Source organism: Streptomyces sp. NPDC059169 (assembly GCF_042755225.1).
Classification (GTDB): domain Bacteria; phylum Actinomycetota; class Actinomycetes; order Streptomycetales; family Streptomycetaceae; genus Streptomyces.
Map to the genome: position 1 here is coordinate 174779 of NZ_JBHZCF010000009.1, position 17992 is coordinate 192770.

Here is a 17992-nt window from a genome sequence, read left to right on the forward strand (position 1 = left end):
GACGATCCCAGGCGTCCACAACCGCGAACGTGTCGCACTGTTTCAACGCGCGTTCTCCTCTGGATGCCGGCGGCTGCGGGACTGGAACGACGCGGGTGTGTGGCAGCGTCTGCACGAGTCGCTGCTGGCCGAGCTGCACGCCGCTGGCGCGCTGGACTGGTCCAGGGCGGTGATCGACGGCTCCCATGTCCGGGCCATGAAGGGCGGCCCAAAACCGGACCGAGCCCGGTCGACCGTGCCCGAGCAGGCTCCAAGCATCATCTGATCACCGAAGCGCACGGCATCCCGCTGGCAGCGTCACTGACCGGCGGAAACCGCAACGACGTCACCCAGCTCATGCCCCTGATCGAGGCCATCCCGCCCGTGCGTGGCCGCCGCGGGCGTCCCCGCCGACGCCCCGATCGCCTCTACGCAGACCGCGGCTACGACCACGACAAGTACCGCAAGCAGGTCCGCGCCGTCGGGATCACCCCGGTCATCGCCCGCCGAGGCACCGAACACGGATCAGGGCTGGGCATCCACCGGTGGGTCGTCGAGCAGAGCTTCGCGCTGCTGCACTGGTTCCGCCGCTTACGCATCCGCTGGGAGATCCGCGACGACATCCACGAAGCCTTCCTCAGCCTGGCCTGCAGCATCATCTGCTGGCGACGGCTGAAGGCACTCTGTTAGGAGTTCTAAGCCAGGCCTACCGTGACGGTCCCAAGCGTCCGACACCACAACGGCTCCCCCGACGACGCTGTAACCGGAACGACGCTGGCTCCTCGAGTCCTCCCATTCCCCGTGTCCCCACAGCGTCCCCAATTCCGAGCTCGCCCGTCGGATAAGCGGCCTGCTGAGGATCGCGCGTGCCTCGTGGCTCGACGCATTCACGCAGGTCAGCGGACCGCCAACCGCCGCCCATGGAGCCGCAGTCGAACTCACGAGCAGCGGATTCAGTCCGTTCAGGCGAAGTCCTGAATCCGCACGCCCGCTGAGACGTTTCTGCACATCAGGGACCTGCATGGTGGGGCGGGTGGGACTCGAACCCACGGCCGACGGATTATGAGTCCGCTGCTCTAACCGGCTGAGCTACCGCCCCTAACGGCGCGTCGCGCACATCTGTGCGCGCCGTCTGCCGCAGCATAGCCGCTCATACGATCTCCTGCTTCGGATGGTCGGCATCGCCGTGACCTTGAGGACCGCTACGCCGTCCTACGGGTTCCACGAAGCAGCGATCACATGAAAAAGGACCCCGAAGGGTCCTCTTCCGCCAGCTGCTCCCCCGACTGGACTCGAACCAGTAACCCTCCGGTTAACAGCCGAATGCTCTGCCAATTGAGCTACAGGGGATCGCGCTCCCCCGACTGGACTCGAACCAGTAACCTGCCGGTTAACAGCCGGCTGCTCTGCCAATTGAGCTACAGGGGATTGCTGCGTGTGCACCGAACGTACCTACCCCGGGCGTTCCGGGGGGCGCTCGCTCGCTGCGACACATACATTAGCGCAAGCAGGGGGGTGCTCCGCCAATCGGTTCCCCGGCGACCTCGCGGCAGCTCCGGCTGGTCCTCCCGGGTGATCACGGGGTCGGACGGGTAGGCGGGCAGCACAGCCTCACGGTCCGTATCGACACCGGCGTCCGCGACGACGCCGGCGAAGGGTGGCAGCCATGCGCTACCGGCTCACGTTCATCGCCGGACTGGCCCTGGGATACGTGCTCGGCACCCGCGCCGGGCGCGAGCGTTACGAGCAGCTGAAGAAGTCCGCCCGCGAGTTCGCGCAGAACCCCGCCGTGCGCAACGCCGCCGAGAGCGCCGCACAGACCGGCCGGGAGGTGGCCGGCAAGGCGTACCACGCCGTGAGCGACAAGGTCGGTGATCGGATGCCCGAGTCGGTCGCCCAGCGGGTCCGGTCGCTCCGGGTGCGCAGTCAGGGCGCCGAGGACGACTGGGGGACGAGCAATACCTAGCTCGGCACCCCGGAGGATGTGGTACGCGCCTCGCGCCTGACCGTCCCTTGCCCGGTCTCGGCCGTCGTTGTCCGGTCCTGGCGGTCCTCGCTCGGTGCAACCCCGAACGGCCGGCGCGTACCACCAGGGGCGGACCCGGTCGCGGAGGAGCACGCCACCGCAGATCCGCCCCTCCCGCGGCGCAAGCGGCGGCTCCCTGCGCCCGCGTGAGCCGGTCCGGGCGTGCCCCGGGCGCCGAGTGCGGCAGAATCTGGAGGCATGGGGATAGTCGCCGGGCTGGACAGTTCGTCCGCCTTCACTCGCATCGTCGTCTGTGACACGGACACGGGCGCCGTACTGCGCCAGGGGTACGCGCCGCATCCCGTCGAGCCGAAGACCACCGACGTCGACCCGCAGGCGTGGCTGCTGTCGCTGGGTGAGGCGGCGGCCGGTGGGCTGCTGGAAGGCGTGCAGGCCATCGGCGTGTCCGCGCAGCAGCACGGACTGGTCCCGCTCGACGCGACGGGCGTACCGGTCCGGCCGGCGCTGGTCGGAAACGACAAGCGCGCGCAGGTGGCGGCGGCCGATCTGATCGAGAACTTCGGCGGCAGGCAGGCCTGGGCCGAGGCCGTGGGCTCCGTGCCGCAGTCCGGTCTGCCGGTGGCGAAGCTGCGCTGGCTGGCGCGGACCGAGCCCGACGCCGCACAGCGCACCGCCGTCGTGATGCAGCCCCACGACTGGTTGGTATGGCAACTGCTCGGCAGGCCCGTCCGCAGGACGACCGACCGGGGTGCGGCGTCCGCCACCGGCTACTGGTCGGCGGGCACCGGCGCCTACCGGCCCGATCTGGTGGAGCTGGCCCTCGGCCACCAAGCCGCGCTGCCGGAGGTGCTGGGTCCGTCCGACACCGCAGGCACGACGCCCGAGGGGCTACTGATCTCCGCGGGGACCGGCGAGACGATGGCCGCGGCGCTGGGCCTCGGTCTCGGGGTCGGCGACGTCGTCGTGTCGCTGGGGGCGTCGGGGTCCGTGATGGCCGTGCACCACGAGGCACTGACCGACCCGTCCGGGATGATCACGTCGTTCGCCGACGCGACGGGCATGCACCTGCCCGTCGTCCACACGCTCAACGCCGTACGCGTGTTGCGCGGCGCCGCCGAGATGCTCGGAGCCGGGGACCTCGCGGAGCTGTCCGCGCTCGCCATGAAGTCCACGCCGGGGTCCTCCGGCCTGGTCCTGCTTCCCTACCTGGAGGGTGAGCGCACCCCGCACCTGCCGCACACCGCGGGGACGCTGAGCGGACTGCGCCGCGAGTCGATGAAGCCCGAGCACCTGGCACGGGCCGCTTTCGAGGGCATGCTGTGCTCGCTCGCCGACGCGCTCGAGGTGCTGCGCGGGCGGGGGGTGGAGGTGCACCGCGTGTTCCTGCTGGGCCAGGCCGCGGAACTGCCCGCCGTGCAGGCCGCGGCGCCTGCGATCTTCGGCGCGCAGGTCGTCGTACCGCAGCCCGCCGACTACGCCGCGCTGGGCGCCGCCCGACAGGCGGCCTGGGCACTCGGCGTCGCCCAGGGCACGCTCGCCCCGCACACCCCTCCGGCCTGGCAGGGGGCTGCCGCTCAGATCTTCGAGCCGGGAGAGGAACTGGCGATCGGACGGGCGGTACGGCAGCAGTACTCCGCGACGCGCGACCAGGTCCATCCGGGGGCGTTCGGCCGTTGATTGTGGAGGTCACTCGTTCTTGACCCGGGCTTGAGTTAATCCGTTGGGCACGGGGCGGCTGAGTGGCACAGTATGGGGGCCGACCTCACGACTGATGCCGATCTGAGAGACAGCCGCGCGTGCTCATACGACTTCTGCGGACCTTCCTGCGCCCGTACCGAAAACCGATCGCGTGCCTGGTAGTGCTGCAACTGCTGCAGACCAGTGCCACGCTCTATCTGCCCACCCTGAACGCGGACATCATCGACAACGGTGTCGTCAAGGGGGACACCGGATACATCCTGGCGTTCGGCGCGTTGATGATCGGCGTCAGCGTGGTCCAGGTGGCGTGCAACATCGGGGCCGTGTACTTCGGTGCCCGCACCGCCTCCGCGCTCGGCAGGGACCTCCGTGCGGCGGTGTTCGAGCGGGTCCAGTCGTTCTCGGCCCGCGAGGTGGGGCAGTTCGGCGCGCCGTCGCTCATCACGCGGACCACCAACGACGTCCAGCAGGTCCAGATGCTGGTGTTGATGTCGTTCACGCTGATGGTGTCGGCGCCCATCATGTGCATCGGCGGCATCGCGATGGCGCTCTCCCTCGACGTGCCGCTGTCGGCCGTCCTGCTGGCCGTCGTACCGGTGCTGGGCGTGGCCGTGTCGCTGATCGTGGCGAGGATGCGGCCGTTGTTCCGGACCATGCAGGAGCGGCTCGACACGGTGAACCGGGTGCTGCGCGAGCAGATCACCGGCAACCGGGTCATCCGGGCGTTCGTCAAGGACACCTACGAACAGGAGCGGTTCCGCGGCGCGAACACCGAGCTGACGGACGTGTCCATGTCGACCGGTCGGCTCATGGCCCTCATGTTCCCGACCGTCATGACGGTGGTGAACCTCTCGGGCATCGCCGTCGTCTGGTTCGGCGCCCACCGGATCGACAGCGGTGCCATGCAGATCGGCGCGCTCACCGCGTTCCTCGCCTATCTGATGCAGATCGTCATGGCCGTCATGATGGCCACGTTCATGTTCATGATGGTGCCGCGGGCCGAGGTCTGCGCCGAGCGCATCGACGAAGTGCTGGGTACCGAGTCCAGCGTCGTGCCGCCGCTCTCCCCCGTGCGTGAGCTGGAACGCAGCGGGCACCTCGAAGTGCGGGGGGCGGACTTCCGGTACCCCGGTGCCGAGGAGCCGGTGCTGCGCGACGTGGAGTTGGTCGCCCGGCCCGGTGAGACGACGGCGATCATCGGGTCGACCGGCAGCGGCAAGTCGACGCTCCTGGGACTCGTGCCGCGGCTGTTCGACGTCACCGGAGGCGAGGTCCTCGTCGACGGAGTGGACGTGCGGGAGCTGGATCCGGTCGTGATGGCCCGCACCGTCGGGCTCGTCCCGCAGAAGCCCTACCTGTTCTCCGGCACGGTGGCGACGAACCTGCGGTACGGCAATCCGGACGCGACCGACGAGGAGCTCTGGCAGGCCCTCGAGGTGGCGCAGGCCGCCGACTTCGTACGGGCACTCGACGGCGGTCTGGACGCTTCCGTCGCCCAGGGCGGCACCAATGTCTCCGGTGGCCAGCGGCAGCGGCTCGCGATCGCGAGGACGCTGGTGCAGCGGCCCGAGATCTATCTCTTCGACGACTCGTTCTCGGCGCTGGACTACGCGACGGACGCCGCGCTGCGCGGGGCCCTGGCCCGGGAAACGGCGGAGTCGACGGTCGTGATCGTCGCCCAGCGGGTGTCGACCATCCGTGACGCCGACCGGATCGTGGTCCTCGACGAAGGCCGCGTGGTCGGTACCGGCAGGCACCACGAGCTGATGGAGAGCAACGAGACGTACCGGGAGATCGTGCTCTCCCAGCTGACCGAGGCGGAGGCTGCCTGATGGCCGGTCCTGGCGGACGCATGATGATGGGCAGTTCAGGCGAGCGGTCCATGGACTTCAAGGGGTCGGGCAAGCGACTGCTGCGCCAGCTCGCGCCGGAGAAGGGCACCCTGTGGGCGATGCTCGCGGCGGGCGTACTGAGCGTGGCGTTCGCCGCGGTCGGGCCGAAGATCCTGGGTCGGGCGACCGACCTGGTCTTCGCCGGCGTCGTCGGCCGTGAGATGCCGGACGACATCACCAAGGAACAGGCGATCGAGGGCCTGCGGAAGCGGGGTGAGGGAGGCCTGGCCGACATGTTGTCCGGCGTGGACTTCACTCCCGGCCACGGCATCGACTTCACCGCGGTGGGGAACGTGCTGCTGGTGGCGCTCGCCGTCTACGTGGGTTCCGGGCTGCTGATGCTGGTGTCGACGCGGATGTCGATCCGGGTGATCAACCGCTCCGTGTTCCGGATGCGTGAAGAGGTCCAGGCCAAGCTGTCGCGGCTGCCGCTGTCGTACTTCGACAAGGCCAAGCGCGGCGAGGTGCTCAGCCGGGCGACGAACGACCTCGACAACATCTCGCAGACCATGCAGCAGTCGCTGGGCCAGCTCGTCAACTCGGTGCTGACGATCATCGGTGTGCTGCTGATGATGTTCTGGATCTCGCCGCTGTTGGCGCTGGTCGCACTGGTGACCGTGCCCCTGTCGGTGGTCGTCGCGGCGAAGGTCGGCAAACGCTCGCAGCCGCAGTTCGTGCAGCAGTGGCGGTCCACCGGCCAACTGAACGCCCATGTCGAGGAGATGTACACCGGCCATGCGCTGGTGAAGGTCTTCGGCCGGCAGGAGGAGTCCGCGCAGCAGTTCGCCGAGCAGAACGAGGCCCTGTACGAAGCCGGTTTCCGGGCGCAGTTCAACAGCGGGATCATGCAGCCGCTGATGTTCTTCGTCTCCAACCTGAACTACGTGCTGGTGGCCGTCGTCGGCGGTCTGCGGGTGGCGTCCGGCAACCTGTCCATCGGTGACGTGCAGGCGTTCATCCAGTACTCGCGGCAGTTCTCGATGCCGCTGACGCAGGTCGCGTCGATGGCGAACCTGGTGCAGTCGGGCGTCGCCTCCGCCGAGCGGATATTCGAGCTGCTGGACGCGGAGGAGCAGGAGCCGGACCCGGTGGACGGCCCCCGCCCGGAGGAGCTGAGCGGTGCGGTCGCCCTGGAGGGCGTGTCCTTCCGCTACGAGCCGGACAAGCCGCTCATCGAGGATCTGTCACTGTCGGTCGAGCCCGGTCACACGGTCGCGATCGTCGGCCCGACGGGCGCCGGGAAGACCACCCTGGTGAACCTCCTCATGCGGTTCTACGAGGTCACCGGCGGCCGGATCACCCTCGACGGCGTCGACGTCGCCTCCATGTCCCGTGACGACCTGCGGGCGGGGATCGGCATGGTGCTGCAGGACACCTGGCTGTTCGGCGGCACGATCGCGGAGAACATCGCCTACGGCACGTCGCGCAAGGTGACGCGGGAGGAGATCGAGGAGGCTGCGCGAGCCGCCCACGCGGACCGCTTCATCCGAACCCTGCCCGACGGGTACGACACCGTCCTCGACGACGAGGGGACCGGTGTCAGCGCCGGCGAGAAACAGCTGATCACCATTGCCCGCGCCTTCCTGTCGGACCCGGTCATCCTCGTGCTCGACGAGGCGACGAGCTCGGTCGACACGCGGACCGAGGTGCTCATCCAGAAGGCGATGTCACGACTCGCGCACGGGCGCACGAGCTTCGTGATCGCGCACCGGCTCTCCACGATCAGGGACGCCGACGTCATCCTGGTGATGGAGAACGGCTCGATCGTCGAACAAGGCACGCACGAAGAACTGTTGCTGGCAGGCGGTGCGTACGCACGCCTGTACACCGCGCAGTTCGCCCAGGCGGTCGCCGAGGTGGACTGAGCACGGGCCTGACGGGTTGCGGCGACGACGGAGTACGGCGGGCGGACGGCCCGGGCCACGAGGTCCGGGCCGTCCGCCCGTTCCGGTTCGGTCCCGGTCTCAGTCCAGGTAGCCGCGCAGTTGGTCGGCGAAGGCGTGGTCCCGCAGCTTGTTCAGGGTCTTGGACTCGATCTGCCGGATGCGCTCGCGCGTCACGCCGAAGATCCGTCCGATCTCCTCCAGGGTGCGGGGCCGTCCGTCGTCCAGCCCGTACCGCAGCTGGACGACCTTGCGCTCCCGCTCCCCGAGCGTGGAGAGCACGGCTTCCAGGTGCTCGCGCAGCAGGAGGAACGCCGCCGACTCGACGGGGGACGCGGCGTCACCGTCCTCGATGAGGTCGCCGAGCGCGACGTCGTCCTCCTCCCCCACGGGTGCGTGCAGGGACACCGGTTCCTGGGCGAGGCGCAGGACCTCGCTGACGCGTTCGGGGGCCAGGTCGAGCTGGCCGGCCACCTCATCGGCGGTCGGTTCGTAGCCGCGCTCCTGGAGCAGGCGGCGCTGGACGCGGACGACGCGGTTGATGAGTTCGACGACGTGGACGGGGACGCGTATGGTCCGCGCCTGGTCGGCGAGTGCACGGGACATGGCCTGGCGTATCCACCAGGTCGCGTACGTGGAGAACTTGTAGCCGCGTGCGTAGTCGAACTTCTCCACCGCGCGGATCAGACCGAGGTTCCCCTCCTGGACGAGGTCGAGCATGGTCAGCCCACGGCCGACGTAGCGCTTGGCGACCGAGACGACGAGGCGGAGGTTCGCCTCGATCAACCGGCGCTTGGCCACTCGCCCCATGACGACGAGCCTGTCGAGATCGAGGGCGAGTTGGGAATCGAGGTCCGGCGTGCGCCTCAGTTTCTCCTCGGCGAACAGTCCGGCCTCGACACGGCGCGCGAGCTCGACCTCCTCGACCGCGGTCAGCAGCGGGATGCGGCCGATCTCCCTGAGGTACTGGCGGAAGAGGTCGGACGAGGGCCCGCTGCCGCCGTCGGCACGCGCCGGCGCGCCGACGGCTCCGGACCTCTCCGGACGGCCCGGCGGGTCCGGGGTCCCGGACGCCTCCGGAGGATCCGTCGGCTCAGGTGTCCCGGCCGCTTCGGGGCCCCCGAACGGCTCGGCGGCCTCCCGCGCCACGGGGGCCCCTGGCCGACGGGGCGTTGCGCCCGGCGTGCCCTCCGCCCCGGGACCAGGAGGGTCCGACGCCTCGGGATGGTGCGCCGCCCGGCTCTGCACGGGTACGGACGCGACCGGATCGGCTTCTGTCAGGGTCTGGGTCTGCACGGGGGCGACCTCCAGGGTGGGCGCTGCCGGTTCGGGGGCAGGCGGCAGCGGGACGGGGGCGGCGGCCGGGCCGCTGTCCGTCCCGTACACGATGAGCGGATCCGCGGTGGTGAAGGGCCCACCCGCTGTGGACCGGCCGCGCTCCGAGGACTCAGGCACCGCACCCCAGTGTGGGGTACGACACATCGCTGCCACGAGGGGCGTGCGGTGACTTTTTGAGTCCGGTGCGTGACCGTGCGGTTACCGGACCGTGGGACGGGAGGCATGGGGTCCGGCCACTCCTCCCGGGCCGCCGTGGGCGGCGTCACGGGCAGGGCGCTTCCGGTGACGTACGGCCGCCGCATGCTCCGAGCAGCGCTCCCCGGGCTCGCGCCGAGTCCCGTCGACCGGGTGGCGGCGCTCTGCGGCGGGGCTTTCTCCCGGCCGGGTCCGCCCCGGGCGGAGGTCCGGCAGACCGGTCGGCCGACCGCGGAGCGCCGTCCGGGAGCAAGCCGGACCGGCTTCCTCAGAGGGCGTCCGCACCCCGGTTGCGCAGCGACTGGGCGTACTGCTGGAGCACCCACAGCTCGTTCTGCACCGCAGCGAGGTGATCGGCTTCGGCGTGTGCGCCGAGCCGGGCCAGCGTGCCCTGGACCTCGCGGATACGGCGGTCCACCGCACGCAGACGCACGGAGACGAGCTGCATGCCCGCGTAGGTCTCGTCGACCGTCCTCGCGTGGACGGCCTCGACCGCGAGCTCGGTGATCATCGCGCGGACCGTGTCGTCCGGGGCGGCCTCCCGGACCCGCGCCACGTAGCCCGGCGCGTCGGGGATGCCCTGTTCGGCGCCGCCCGCCTCGGCGACGGCCTCGCGGACCGCGGCGTACGGCGGAGCCGTGAACTCGTCCGCGCCGTATGCGTCGAACGCCGGTGAGACCAGCTCGGGATGCTGGAGGGCGAGCTTCAGCAGCTCCCGCTCGGTGCGGTGCGCAGGGCTGCGCAGGTTGAGCGCAGGACCGCTGGGCGCGGCGGGTCGCTGAGTGTCGTACGGGGACGGCGCGCGGCGCGCGGGCCCCGGACCGTGGCCGCCCTGCCCCGGTCCGCCCGGGGCACCACCGCGGTCGCGTGCCCAGCGAGCGAGCTGGGCGACGCGCTTGACCACGAACTGGGTGTCGAGGATGCCGAGCAGTCCGGCGAGTTGGACGGCGACCTCGTGCTGTGACGCGCTGTTCTTGATCCGGGCGACGATCGGCGCGGCCTCGTCGAGCGCTGCGGCGCGGCCTACCGGGGTCTCCAGGTCGTAGTTCCTGACGATCTGGCGGATCGCGAACTCGAAGAGCTGGTTGCGCGGCTCCGCCAGCTCGCGCACCGCTTCGTCGCCCTTGGCGAGCCGCAGCTCACACGGGTCCATGCCGTCGGGGGCGATCGCGATGAACGTCTCGGCGGCGAACTTCTGGTCGTCCTCGAAGGCACGCAGCGCCGCCTTCTGCCCGGCCGCGTCCCCGTCGAAGGTGAAGATCACCCTCGCGCTGCCGTTGTCCATCAGCAACCGGCGGAGGATCTTGATGTGCTCGCCGCCGAACGCGGTTCCACAGGTCGCGATCGCCGTCGGCACCCCGGCGAGGTGGCAGGCCATCACGTCGGTGTAGCCCTCGACGACCACCGCGCGGCTGGACTTGGCGATCTCCTTCTTCGCCAGGTCGATGCCGTACAGCACCTGGGACTTCTTGTAGATCGCCGTTTCCGGGGTGTTCAGGTACTTCGGGCCGGTGTCGTCGTCGCGGAGCTTGCGCGCGCCGAAGCCGACGACGTCGCCGGAGATGTCACGGATCGGCCACATCAGTCGGCCGCGGAAGCGGTCTATGGGCCCCCGGCGCCCTTCCTGGGACAGGCCCGACAGCACCAGCTCCTTGTCGGAGAAGCCCTTGCCTCGCAGGAAGCGGGTGAGGTGGTCCCAGCCCGCGGGGCTGTACCCCACGCCGAAGTGCTGCGCCGCCGCCTGGTCGAAGCCGCGCTCGGCGAGGAACTTCCGGCCGATCTCGGCCTCGGCACCGTCGAGCTGCTCCGCGTAGAACCGTGCCGCCACCTGATGGGCCTCGACCAGACGGATGCGTTCGCCGCGCTGGTGACTGGGGTTGTACCCGCCCTCCTCGTACCGCAGCGTGATGCCGGCCTTGGCGGCGAGCCGCTCGACCGCCTCGGAGAACGACAGGTGGTCGATCTTCATCACGAAGGTGAGGGTGTCCCCGCCCTCCTGGCAGCCGAAGCAGTGGAACAGCCCCTTGCTCGGACTGACCTGGAAGGAGGGGGACTTCTCGTCGTGGAAGGGGCAGAGTCCCTTGAGGTTTCCCCCGCCCGCGTTGCGCAGCTGGAGGTACTCGGACACGACGGAGTCGATCGGGACCGCGTCCCGGACCGCCTTCACGTCGTCATCGTTGATCCTGCCTGCCACGCGTAAATCTTAAGGTGCCGGGGTGACAGCACCGAGCGGCGTCGCGGGGTTCGCCAGGGCGTCGGTGTCCACGGGCGCACCGGAGCGGATGAGGCCCTGGATGTCGTCCGTGACGTCCCACACGTTCACGTTCATCCCCGCCAGCACCTTGCGGTCCTTGAGCCAGAAGGCGATGAACTCGCGCTTGCCGGCGTCCCCGCGGAGCACGACCTGGTCGTACGAGCCCGGCGGTGCCCAGCCCGAGTACTCCATGCCGAGGTCGTACTGGTCGGAGAAGAAGTAGGGGACCCGGTCGTACGAGACCTGGTGACCGAGCATGGCGCGCGCCGCGGCGGGCCCGCCGTTGAGCGCGTTCGCCCAGTGCTCGACACGCAGCCGCAGGTCGAGCAGCGGGTGGTGCATGGCGGCGACGTCGCCGGCCGCGTAGATCTCGGGGTCGGACGTCCGCAGCGAGGCGTCGACGGCGACGCCGCCGCCGTGCCCGCGGTCGAGGAGGGCGAGGCCCGCGGCTTCGGCGAGGCCGGTGCGCGGGGCGGCGCCGATCGCGGCGAGCACGCTGTGGACGGGGTGCTCCTCGCCGTCGTCGGTGCGGGCGGCGAGGACCACGCCGTCCTGCCCGGTGATCTCCGTGAGACGGGCGCCGAAGTGGAACCGCACGCCGTGCTCGCGGTGGAGATCGGCGAAGATCTGGCCGAGCTCGGGGCCGATCGCCTGGTGGAGCGGCGTGGGTGCGGACTCGACGATCGTGACCTCTGCGCCGTAGCCGCGGGCGGCGGCGGCCACCTCCAGGCCGATCCAGCCGGCGCCGGCGATCAGCAGGTGGCCGTTGTCGCGCCCGAGGGCGGCGAGAACTTGCCGCAGCCGGTCCGCGTGCCCGAGCCGGCGCAGGTGGTGGACCCCGGCCAGCTCGGTTCCGGGGATGTCGAGGCGCCGCGGTTCCGCTCCTGTGGCCAGCAGAAGCTTGTCGTAGTGGACGGTGGTGCCGTCCCCGAGCCGCACGGACCGGCCCTCGCGGTCGATCGAGGTGACCGGCTGCCCGAGGTGCAGCTCGATGTCCGCCCGCGCGTACCAGGCGGGCTCGTGGACGAAGACGCTGTCGCGCTCTTCCTTGCCGGACAGGTAGCCCTTGGAGAGCGGGGGGCGTTCGTACGGGTGGTCGCGTTCGTCTCCGATGAGGATCACGCGGCCCGTGAACCCTTCGGCGCGGAGGGTTTCCGCGGCCTTGGCCCCGGCGAGCCCTCCGCCCACGATGACGAATGTCCGATGCGCGTCGACCACTTGTTGCCTCCCTGATGACTGCCGGGAGTCCGGGGTTCGTACCCCGGACAACACAGAACGCTACGCCGCCTGAGTGCGAGCCTCCCGCACGCAGCGTGATGGGGGAAGAGGGACACCGCGGCGGGCGTGTCGGTTCCGGCCGTTCCGGGCGGTCCGCCGGGAGGGCGGCCCGACCGGCGATCACGGTCGGCGCGGGGCCAGACGGGCGTGCAGGGTGCGGGCCGAGGCGTCCGTGAGCGAGGCGATCTGATCGACGATCACGCGCTTGCGGGCCCGTTCGTCCCGTGCGCTGTCGAACATCGCCCGGAACTGTGGGTCCAGTCCCTCGGGCGCCCGGCCGACCAGGGCTTCCGCCAGCTCGGCGACGACCACGCGCTGGTCCGCGCGCAGCGCCTCCTGCTCGGCGCGCTGCATCACGTAGCGGTCGGCGACGGCCTTGAGGACCGCGCACTCGAGGCGGGTCTCGTCCGGGACGACCAGCTCGGCGGCGTACCGGGTGAGCCGGCCGGAGCCGTAGGCCTCCCGCGTGGCCCCCTCGGCAGCCAGGCAGAACCGGCCGATGAGCTGGCTGGTGGCGTCCTTGAGCCGGGCCTGGGCGACCGCAGAACCGTCGTAGCCGTGCGGCCACCACTCCTGGGTGACGAGCCGGTCGAGGGCGTCGGCGAGCTCCTGCGGCGTGGTGTCCTCGGAAACGTAGCGGCCGATGGCCACCGTCCAGATCTCCGCCCGCTCGGCCTCGGAGAGCAGGGCGTTGGGATCGATGTGGCCCGCGTGCAGCCCGTCCTCGACGTCGTGGACCGAGTACGCCACGTCGTCCGACCAGTCCATGACCTGTGCCTCGAAGCACTTGCGGTGGGCGGGGGCGCCCTCGCGTGCCCAGGCGAAGACCGGCAGGTCGTCCTCGTACACCCCGAACTTCGGCGAGGTGGGGTCGGTGGGGTGACCGCCGCGCGCCCACGGGTACTTGGTCGCCGCGTCGAGCGCCGCCCGGGTCAGGTTGAGACCGACGCTGACCATCTCACCGGTCCCCGGGGAGCGGGCGAAACGCTTGGGCTCGATCCGGGTGAGCAGCCTCAGCGACTGTGCGTTGCCCTCGAAGCCGCCGCAGTCCTTGGCGACGTCGTTGAGTGCCTGCTCGCCGTTGTGCCCGAACGGCGGGTGCCCCAGGTCGTGGGCGAGGCACGCGGCTTCCACCAGATCGGGGTCGCAGCCGAGCGCCGCACCCAGCTCGCGGCCTACCTGGGCGCATTCCAGGGAGTGCGTCAGCCGGGTGCGGGGGCTGGGGTCCCAGGCGGCGCTCCGCGAACCCGGCGTCACCACCTGGGTCTTCCCCGCGAGCCTGCGCAGCGCCGCGGAGTGCAGCACGCGGGCGCGGTCGCGCTGGAAGGCCGTGCGGCCCGGGCGCTTGTCCGGCTCGACGGCCCATCGCGCGACGGCAGCGTCGTCGTAGCCGGAGGTGTGTGCGGTGCCAGTGGTGCCTTCCATGCACCCGACGGTAACGGCAGCGGCCGACAGTGCGAATCAGGCAGTGACCAGTTGGCGCTGGTCGGACACCGGCGGGTGCCCGGCCAGCGCCTCGTCGTAACGTTGCAGGACCAGCCGCCCGAGCGCCGGATGTGCACCGAGCGGCGCAGCGGCGATCCACGGTGCTGCGGCGGCGCCGGCCGCGGCGAACCGCCCGGGCGCGGTGAAGTAGGACGCGACGGCGATCCGGTGCCGGCCCCGCGCTGCCAGGGCGCGCACCGCGTCGGGGACGGTGGGCGACAGCGCGGAGGCGTAGGCGGGGACCACGGGCACACCGCCGAGGCGTTCGCTGAGCAGTTCCGCGGTGCGGCGGGTGTCGGCGGCCGACTCGGGGTCCCGCGAGCCGGCCGCCGCGAGCACCACGGCGGTGGTGGGGCTCGTGCCGTCCCCGGTCCGCCAACCGGCTTCGTGGAGGCGTGCGCTGAGGGCCTCCACCAGCAGCGGGTGCGGGCCGAGGGGCGGGGCGAACCGGGCACGCAGCAGTGGTGCTCCGGCGGCCGCGGCGGGAACGTCGTGCTTGACGTGGTGGCCGCGGCCGAGCAACAGCGGCACGAGGACGGCGTCGCGGTCGCCGAGGCCGGCGAGGGTCGCTGGCAGCAGCGGTTCGTTGAGCTCGATGTGCCCGAGCCGGACGTCGAGGCGGGGCCGTAGTTCCCGCACCCGGTCGAGCAGCCGGGAGACGGTGTGCAGGGCCCGGGGGTCGCGGCTGCCGTGGGCGACGGCCACGAGGGCGGGGGCCCGGACGACCGTGGGTGCCGCGGTGCGGCGGGCCGGCTGGGCGGACCGGTGGGCGGCCGGGCCGGCGCTGCCGGGTCGTTCGGTGGTGGGAGGGGTCATGGGTCTGCGCACTCCGTTGAGCTGGACGTGGCTGAGCTGCGCCCCGAGCTGCGCGGTGATGCGGGTGAGCAGCTGCGCGGTGCTGTCGAGGGGCAGCGTGTTCGGGGCCAGGGACTCGCGAGGGTGTGCCGACTCCGTCATGGACCGATCCTGGCGGGTGCACGTTGCCGGGCCGTTGCGCGGCGGTGACGGGTGTTTTCCGGTGCCTCACGGGGCCGTCGGGGGCGTTGTCAGACCGGTCACCTACGGTGATCGTGCTGAAGGGAACCGGGATCGGCTGCGCGACCGGATGGCCGGAGGGGGTCAGCCATGGGCTGGATCGAGACGGGGAGCGGCGGCTGTGCCGTCACGCTGGACGGTGGGTGCGTACGGTTCCGGAATGCCGCCGTGCACACGGTGCATCAGCTGCCGGCGAAGCTGTGCCCCGGTGCGGAAGCGGTCCGGCTGCGGCAGCTCGCCGAATGGCTGGAACGGTACGGTCGGGAGTGTCGGGAACAGGTCGCCCCTTGGCCGGTGCGGTCACTGCGCGTGCCCGTCGGCCTGCCGACCCGGGTGAGTGGGAGGGGCGCCGCGTGCCAGGCGGCGCTGCGCGGCCTGGTGGTCGCGGCGCACGGCTCGGTCGGCGTGTCGCGTGCGGGGTTCCTGCGGGACGGCGACTCCGAGCGGGGCTCGGTTCGGTCGGCCTCGACGGCGCCTCCCGGGGAGATCGTCATCGTGCCGGAGGCCACCGGGACGCACGGAGTCGGCCGACCGCCCGTCGGGGTGGGCGGCCCTCCCGCGGCTCAGGCGGCGGTACGCCCTGAGACGCAGTTGGGAGCCGGGCGGGCCCTCGCGGCACCCCCGCAGCGCACCGTCCGGGCAGCACTTCTCCGCACGGGGCAAGGCCGTGGCGACGGCGCAGGCGGGTCCGTCCCGCGTGCTGTTCGATGTGCGCTGGTGTCAGTCCGCCGACCAGACCGTGAGCGGTGCGCCGGGGATGAACCCCTGCCGGGTAGCGGCGTCCAGGTCCTCGCCGTGTTCGTAGCCGACGACCGGCACGCCGGGCCAGAAGTGGGCGACGGCGGCGAGGCAGCCCGCCCAGGCGCGTTCGAGGTCCCCGTCGGACCCGAAGACGTGGGAAACGCCGACGACGGCGCTGCTCCGGCTCACCACGGCCCCGGCGACCGTACGAGTGCCACCGTCCGTGGTCCCCGCCAGGAGCGTCGTGGTCCGGTCGGCGAGGAGTTCCGGGCGGAAGAGCCCCACCAGGTCCTCGTCGCCGTCCGACCACGCGGCCTCCCACGCGGCCAGGCCGGGCTCCGTCCTGAGGGGGCGCCAGACGACGTTGTCGGGGGCGACGGGCGCCACGAGCGAGGCGGGGCGGTGGATCCATCGGGCCTCGAAGAGCACCTCGAATCCGTCTGCCGCGAGGTCGAGCCGCCCGAAGCTGTCCTTGACCGAACAGCCGGGCGCCTCCCGGTCGATCTCGCTCAGCACGTCGTGGGCCGTGGCGTCCGGGGCGAGGGTCACGGCGTCCGGGTAGAGCGGAGGGGTCCGCCGCTCGCTGGTCCAGGCCCGTTCTTGGAAGGCCGTCGGGATGCCGTGCGCGCGGCACATCGCGTGGCACCATTCGGCGTTGTTGCGGGCAGACTGGCTGATCATGAATCGATCCTGCCGCAACTGCCGTCAGGGTTCCATGCCGTGGACGGGTCCGTGCCGCGGCCGGGAACGACGCTCCTCGTCGTGTCGGCCCCGCCGTTCGGCCCTATGTCCTTCGGCCTCGCACCGATCCGATCACGTGAATCATCCACCCGCCCTTCCGGTAAAAAACCACCCGAAAAGGTGACGTCACAGCGTCAACGTGCATCCTCTGAACGGTCGGCGGAACACGGCGGCCGCATCGTCGCCGACCCGGCTCCCGACCCACCCCCGACGCCCCTGTCCGCCGTGCCCCCTGCTGCCCCGGTCCCCTGTTCGCCGTCCGCTGGGCGACACGCAGCCGGGGACCGGCGCACCCGTGCCGCTGCCTTCCCGTGCACGCCATCTCCCGCGCCCGCTTCTCCCCCGCCCGCGCGTGCGCCGATCCGCTCGCGGCACACACGGCTCCCGCACGCGTCCCTCACGGTCGGGTGCGGCGACCGACGCCGCAGGTGCCGCGGCCGCAGCACGTCCTGCAGTACTCCTGATCACATCCGGCGCGCCGCGTGAACCGTCCTGCCCGTGGCGGCGTCGAAACTGGTGAACCGCAGGACCATGGAGGGATCGTTGGTGAGGATCAGGCTGCGTGGCCCGCTGCCGAGGACGTTCACGCTGCTGCCCACGACCCGACGCGGGCGACGGCGCGCCGCACAGACCGTGATGCTCGGGTGCGTCCTGGCCCTGACTCCGGCGACCTGGACGCACGCGGTGGCGGACGGTCGGCTCCGCACGACCGCCGACGCGCCCGCACACGACGTCGCCGTGGTCTTCGGTGCGGGCCTGTGGAACGGCCGCCCCACCCCCTACCTGGCGCACCGCCTCGACGCGGCCGCCGAGCTGTACCGGACGGGGAAGGTCAAGGTCGTCCTCGTGACCGGGGACAACAGCCGGGCCGAATACGACGAGCCGGACGCGATGCGCGCCTATCTCATACGGCGGGGAGTGCCCGACGCGCGGATCGTGAGCGACTACGCGGGATTCGACACCTGGGACTCCTGCGTGCGCGCGAAGCAGATCTTCGGCGTGGACCGGGCGGTACTGGTGACGCAGGGCTTCCACATCCGGCGGGCCGTCGCGCTGTGCAACGAGGCCGGGGTCGACTCGTACGGCATCGGCGTCGACGAACCTCACGACGCGACCTGGTACTACGGCGGCACGCGGGAGCTCTTCGCGGCGGGCAAGGCGGCACTGGACGCGGTGTTCGAACCCGAGCCGCGGTTCCTCGGCCCCCGGGAGAAGGGCGTCACCGAAGCGCTGGCCTCGGCTGTCACCGGCCCCGGGGATCCGGCCACCGCTCACTGAGCCAGGACGCCGTCGCGGCGCCGGGGGCGGACCGTTCAGACCGCGCGCTCCCACCGGAACATGGCCCGCCACCCGCATCCCGGCGGACCTCCCGGCCGCGTCCGACCATCACCCGCCCTCTTGCCCGCCCGGCGGGCAGCGGTACGCGGGCAACTCACCACACCCGGCCCGCCGGGCGGAGGGGGGCGTACCGGCGCCGTAATGCGAT

11 protein-coding genes, 3 tRNA genes and 1 pseudogene are annotated in these 17992 nt (G+C 71.5%); 6 read left to right on the forward strand and 9 right to left on the reverse strand.

Translation table 11 applies throughout. The features are described 5' to 3' along the window. Nucleotides 1-67: 67 nt before the first annotated feature. A pseudogene (locus ACFXOM_RS18830) lies at nucleotides 68-669 on the forward strand (IS5 family transposase); the annotation flags it as partial. Between the two features lie 332 nt (nucleotides 670-1001). On the opposite strand, the gene ACFXOM_RS18835 reads toward ACFXOM_RS18830, so the two are convergent. The 3 genes from ACFXOM_RS18835 to ACFXOM_RS18845 all read right to left on the reverse strand — a co-directional run bounded on the left by ACFXOM_RS18835 (nucleotide 1002) and on the right by ACFXOM_RS18845 (nucleotide 1407). Further along, nucleotides 1002-1078, reverse strand: a tRNA-Ile gene (locus ACFXOM_RS18835). Nucleotides 1079-1256: 178 nt separating this feature from the next. After that, a tRNA-Asn gene (locus ACFXOM_RS18840) sits at nucleotides 1257-1329 on the reverse strand. Nucleotides 1330-1334: 5 nt separating this feature from the next. Next, a tRNA-Asn gene (locus tag ACFXOM_RS18845) sits at nucleotides 1335-1407 on the reverse strand. A gap of 238 nt (nucleotides 1408-1645) precedes the next feature. Between ACFXOM_RS18845 and ACFXOM_RS18850 the strand changes: the two genes are divergently transcribed. The 4 genes from ACFXOM_RS18850 to ACFXOM_RS18865 all read left to right on the forward strand — a co-directional run bounded on the left by ACFXOM_RS18850 (nucleotide 1646) and on the right by ACFXOM_RS18865 (nucleotide 7421). Next, entirely contained in the window at nucleotides 1646-1945 is a 300-nt protein-coding gene (locus tag ACFXOM_RS18850) for a YtxH domain-containing protein (RefSeq protein ID WP_384932322.1), read from the forward strand. A 258-nt stretch (nucleotides 1946-2203) separates the two neighbouring features. Further along, a complete protein-coding gene (locus ACFXOM_RS18855; protein WP_384932325.1) occupies nucleotides 2204-3643 on the forward strand; it encodes an FGGY-family carbohydrate kinase in 1440 nt (479 codons plus the stop codon). 119 nt (nucleotides 3644-3762) lie between these two features. After that, entirely contained in the window at nucleotides 3763-5496 is a 1734-nt protein-coding gene (locus ACFXOM_RS18860) for an ABC transporter ATP-binding protein (protein ID WP_384932328.1), read from the forward strand. Further along, entirely contained in the window at nucleotides 5496-7421 is a 1926-nt protein-coding gene (locus ACFXOM_RS18865) for an ABC transporter ATP-binding protein (protein ID WP_384945367.1), read from the forward strand. The genes ACFXOM_RS18860 and ACFXOM_RS18865 overlap by 1 nt, the downstream gene beginning before the upstream one ends. Nucleotides 7422-7520: 99 nt before the next feature. Here the strand turns inward: ACFXOM_RS18865 and ACFXOM_RS18870 are convergent, their stop codons facing one another. From ACFXOM_RS18870 to ACFXOM_RS18895, 6 genes are all read right to left on the reverse strand, one after another. Beyond that, complete coding sequence (locus ACFXOM_RS18870; RefSeq protein WP_384932333.1) at nucleotides 7521-8894, reverse strand: sigma-70 family RNA polymerase sigma factor; 1374 nt, start codon at nucleotides 8892-8894, stop codon at nucleotides 7521-7523. A gap of 346 nt (nucleotides 8895-9240) precedes the next feature. Next, nucleotides 9241-11166 carry a DNA primase gene (gene dnaG / locus ACFXOM_RS18875; protein WP_384932336.1) on the reverse strand — a complete coding sequence of 642 codons (1926 nt, stop codon included), beginning with the start codon at nucleotides 11164-11166 and terminating at the stop codon, nucleotides 9241-9243. A gap of 9 nt (nucleotides 11167-11175) precedes the next feature. Then, nucleotides 11176-12444, reverse strand: coding sequence for an NAD(P)/FAD-dependent oxidoreductase (locus ACFXOM_RS18880; RefSeq protein WP_384945361.1), 1269 nt, complete (start codon nucleotides 12442-12444; stop codon nucleotides 11176-11178). Between the two features lie 180 nt (nucleotides 12445-12624). Continuing rightward, nucleotides 12625-13929 (reverse strand): deoxyguanosinetriphosphate triphosphohydrolase, encoded by a 1305-nt coding sequence (locus ACFXOM_RS18885; protein ID WP_384932341.1) that lies wholly within the window; start codon nucleotides 13927-13929, stop codon nucleotides 12625-12627. Between the two features lie 36 nt (nucleotides 13930-13965). Continuing rightward, a complete protein-coding gene (locus tag ACFXOM_RS18890) occupies nucleotides 13966-14946 on the reverse strand; it encodes a sirohydrochlorin chelatase (protein WP_384932344.1) in 981 nt (326 codons plus the stop codon). A gap of 798 nt (nucleotides 14947-15744) precedes the next feature. After that, on the reverse strand, nucleotides 15745-16446 hold the full coding sequence (locus ACFXOM_RS18895) for a hypothetical protein (protein ID WP_385038535.1): 702 nt from the start codon (nucleotides 16444-16446) through the stop codon (nucleotides 15745-15747). Nucleotides 16447-17037: 591 nt separating this feature from the next. Here ACFXOM_RS18895 and ACFXOM_RS18900 point away from each other — a divergent pair. After that, complete coding sequence (locus ACFXOM_RS18900; RefSeq protein WP_384932624.1) at nucleotides 17038-17784, forward strand: vancomycin high temperature exclusion protein; 747 nt, start codon at nucleotides 17038-17040, stop codon at nucleotides 17782-17784. The last annotated feature ends 208 nt before the right edge of the window (nucleotides 17785-17992 follow it).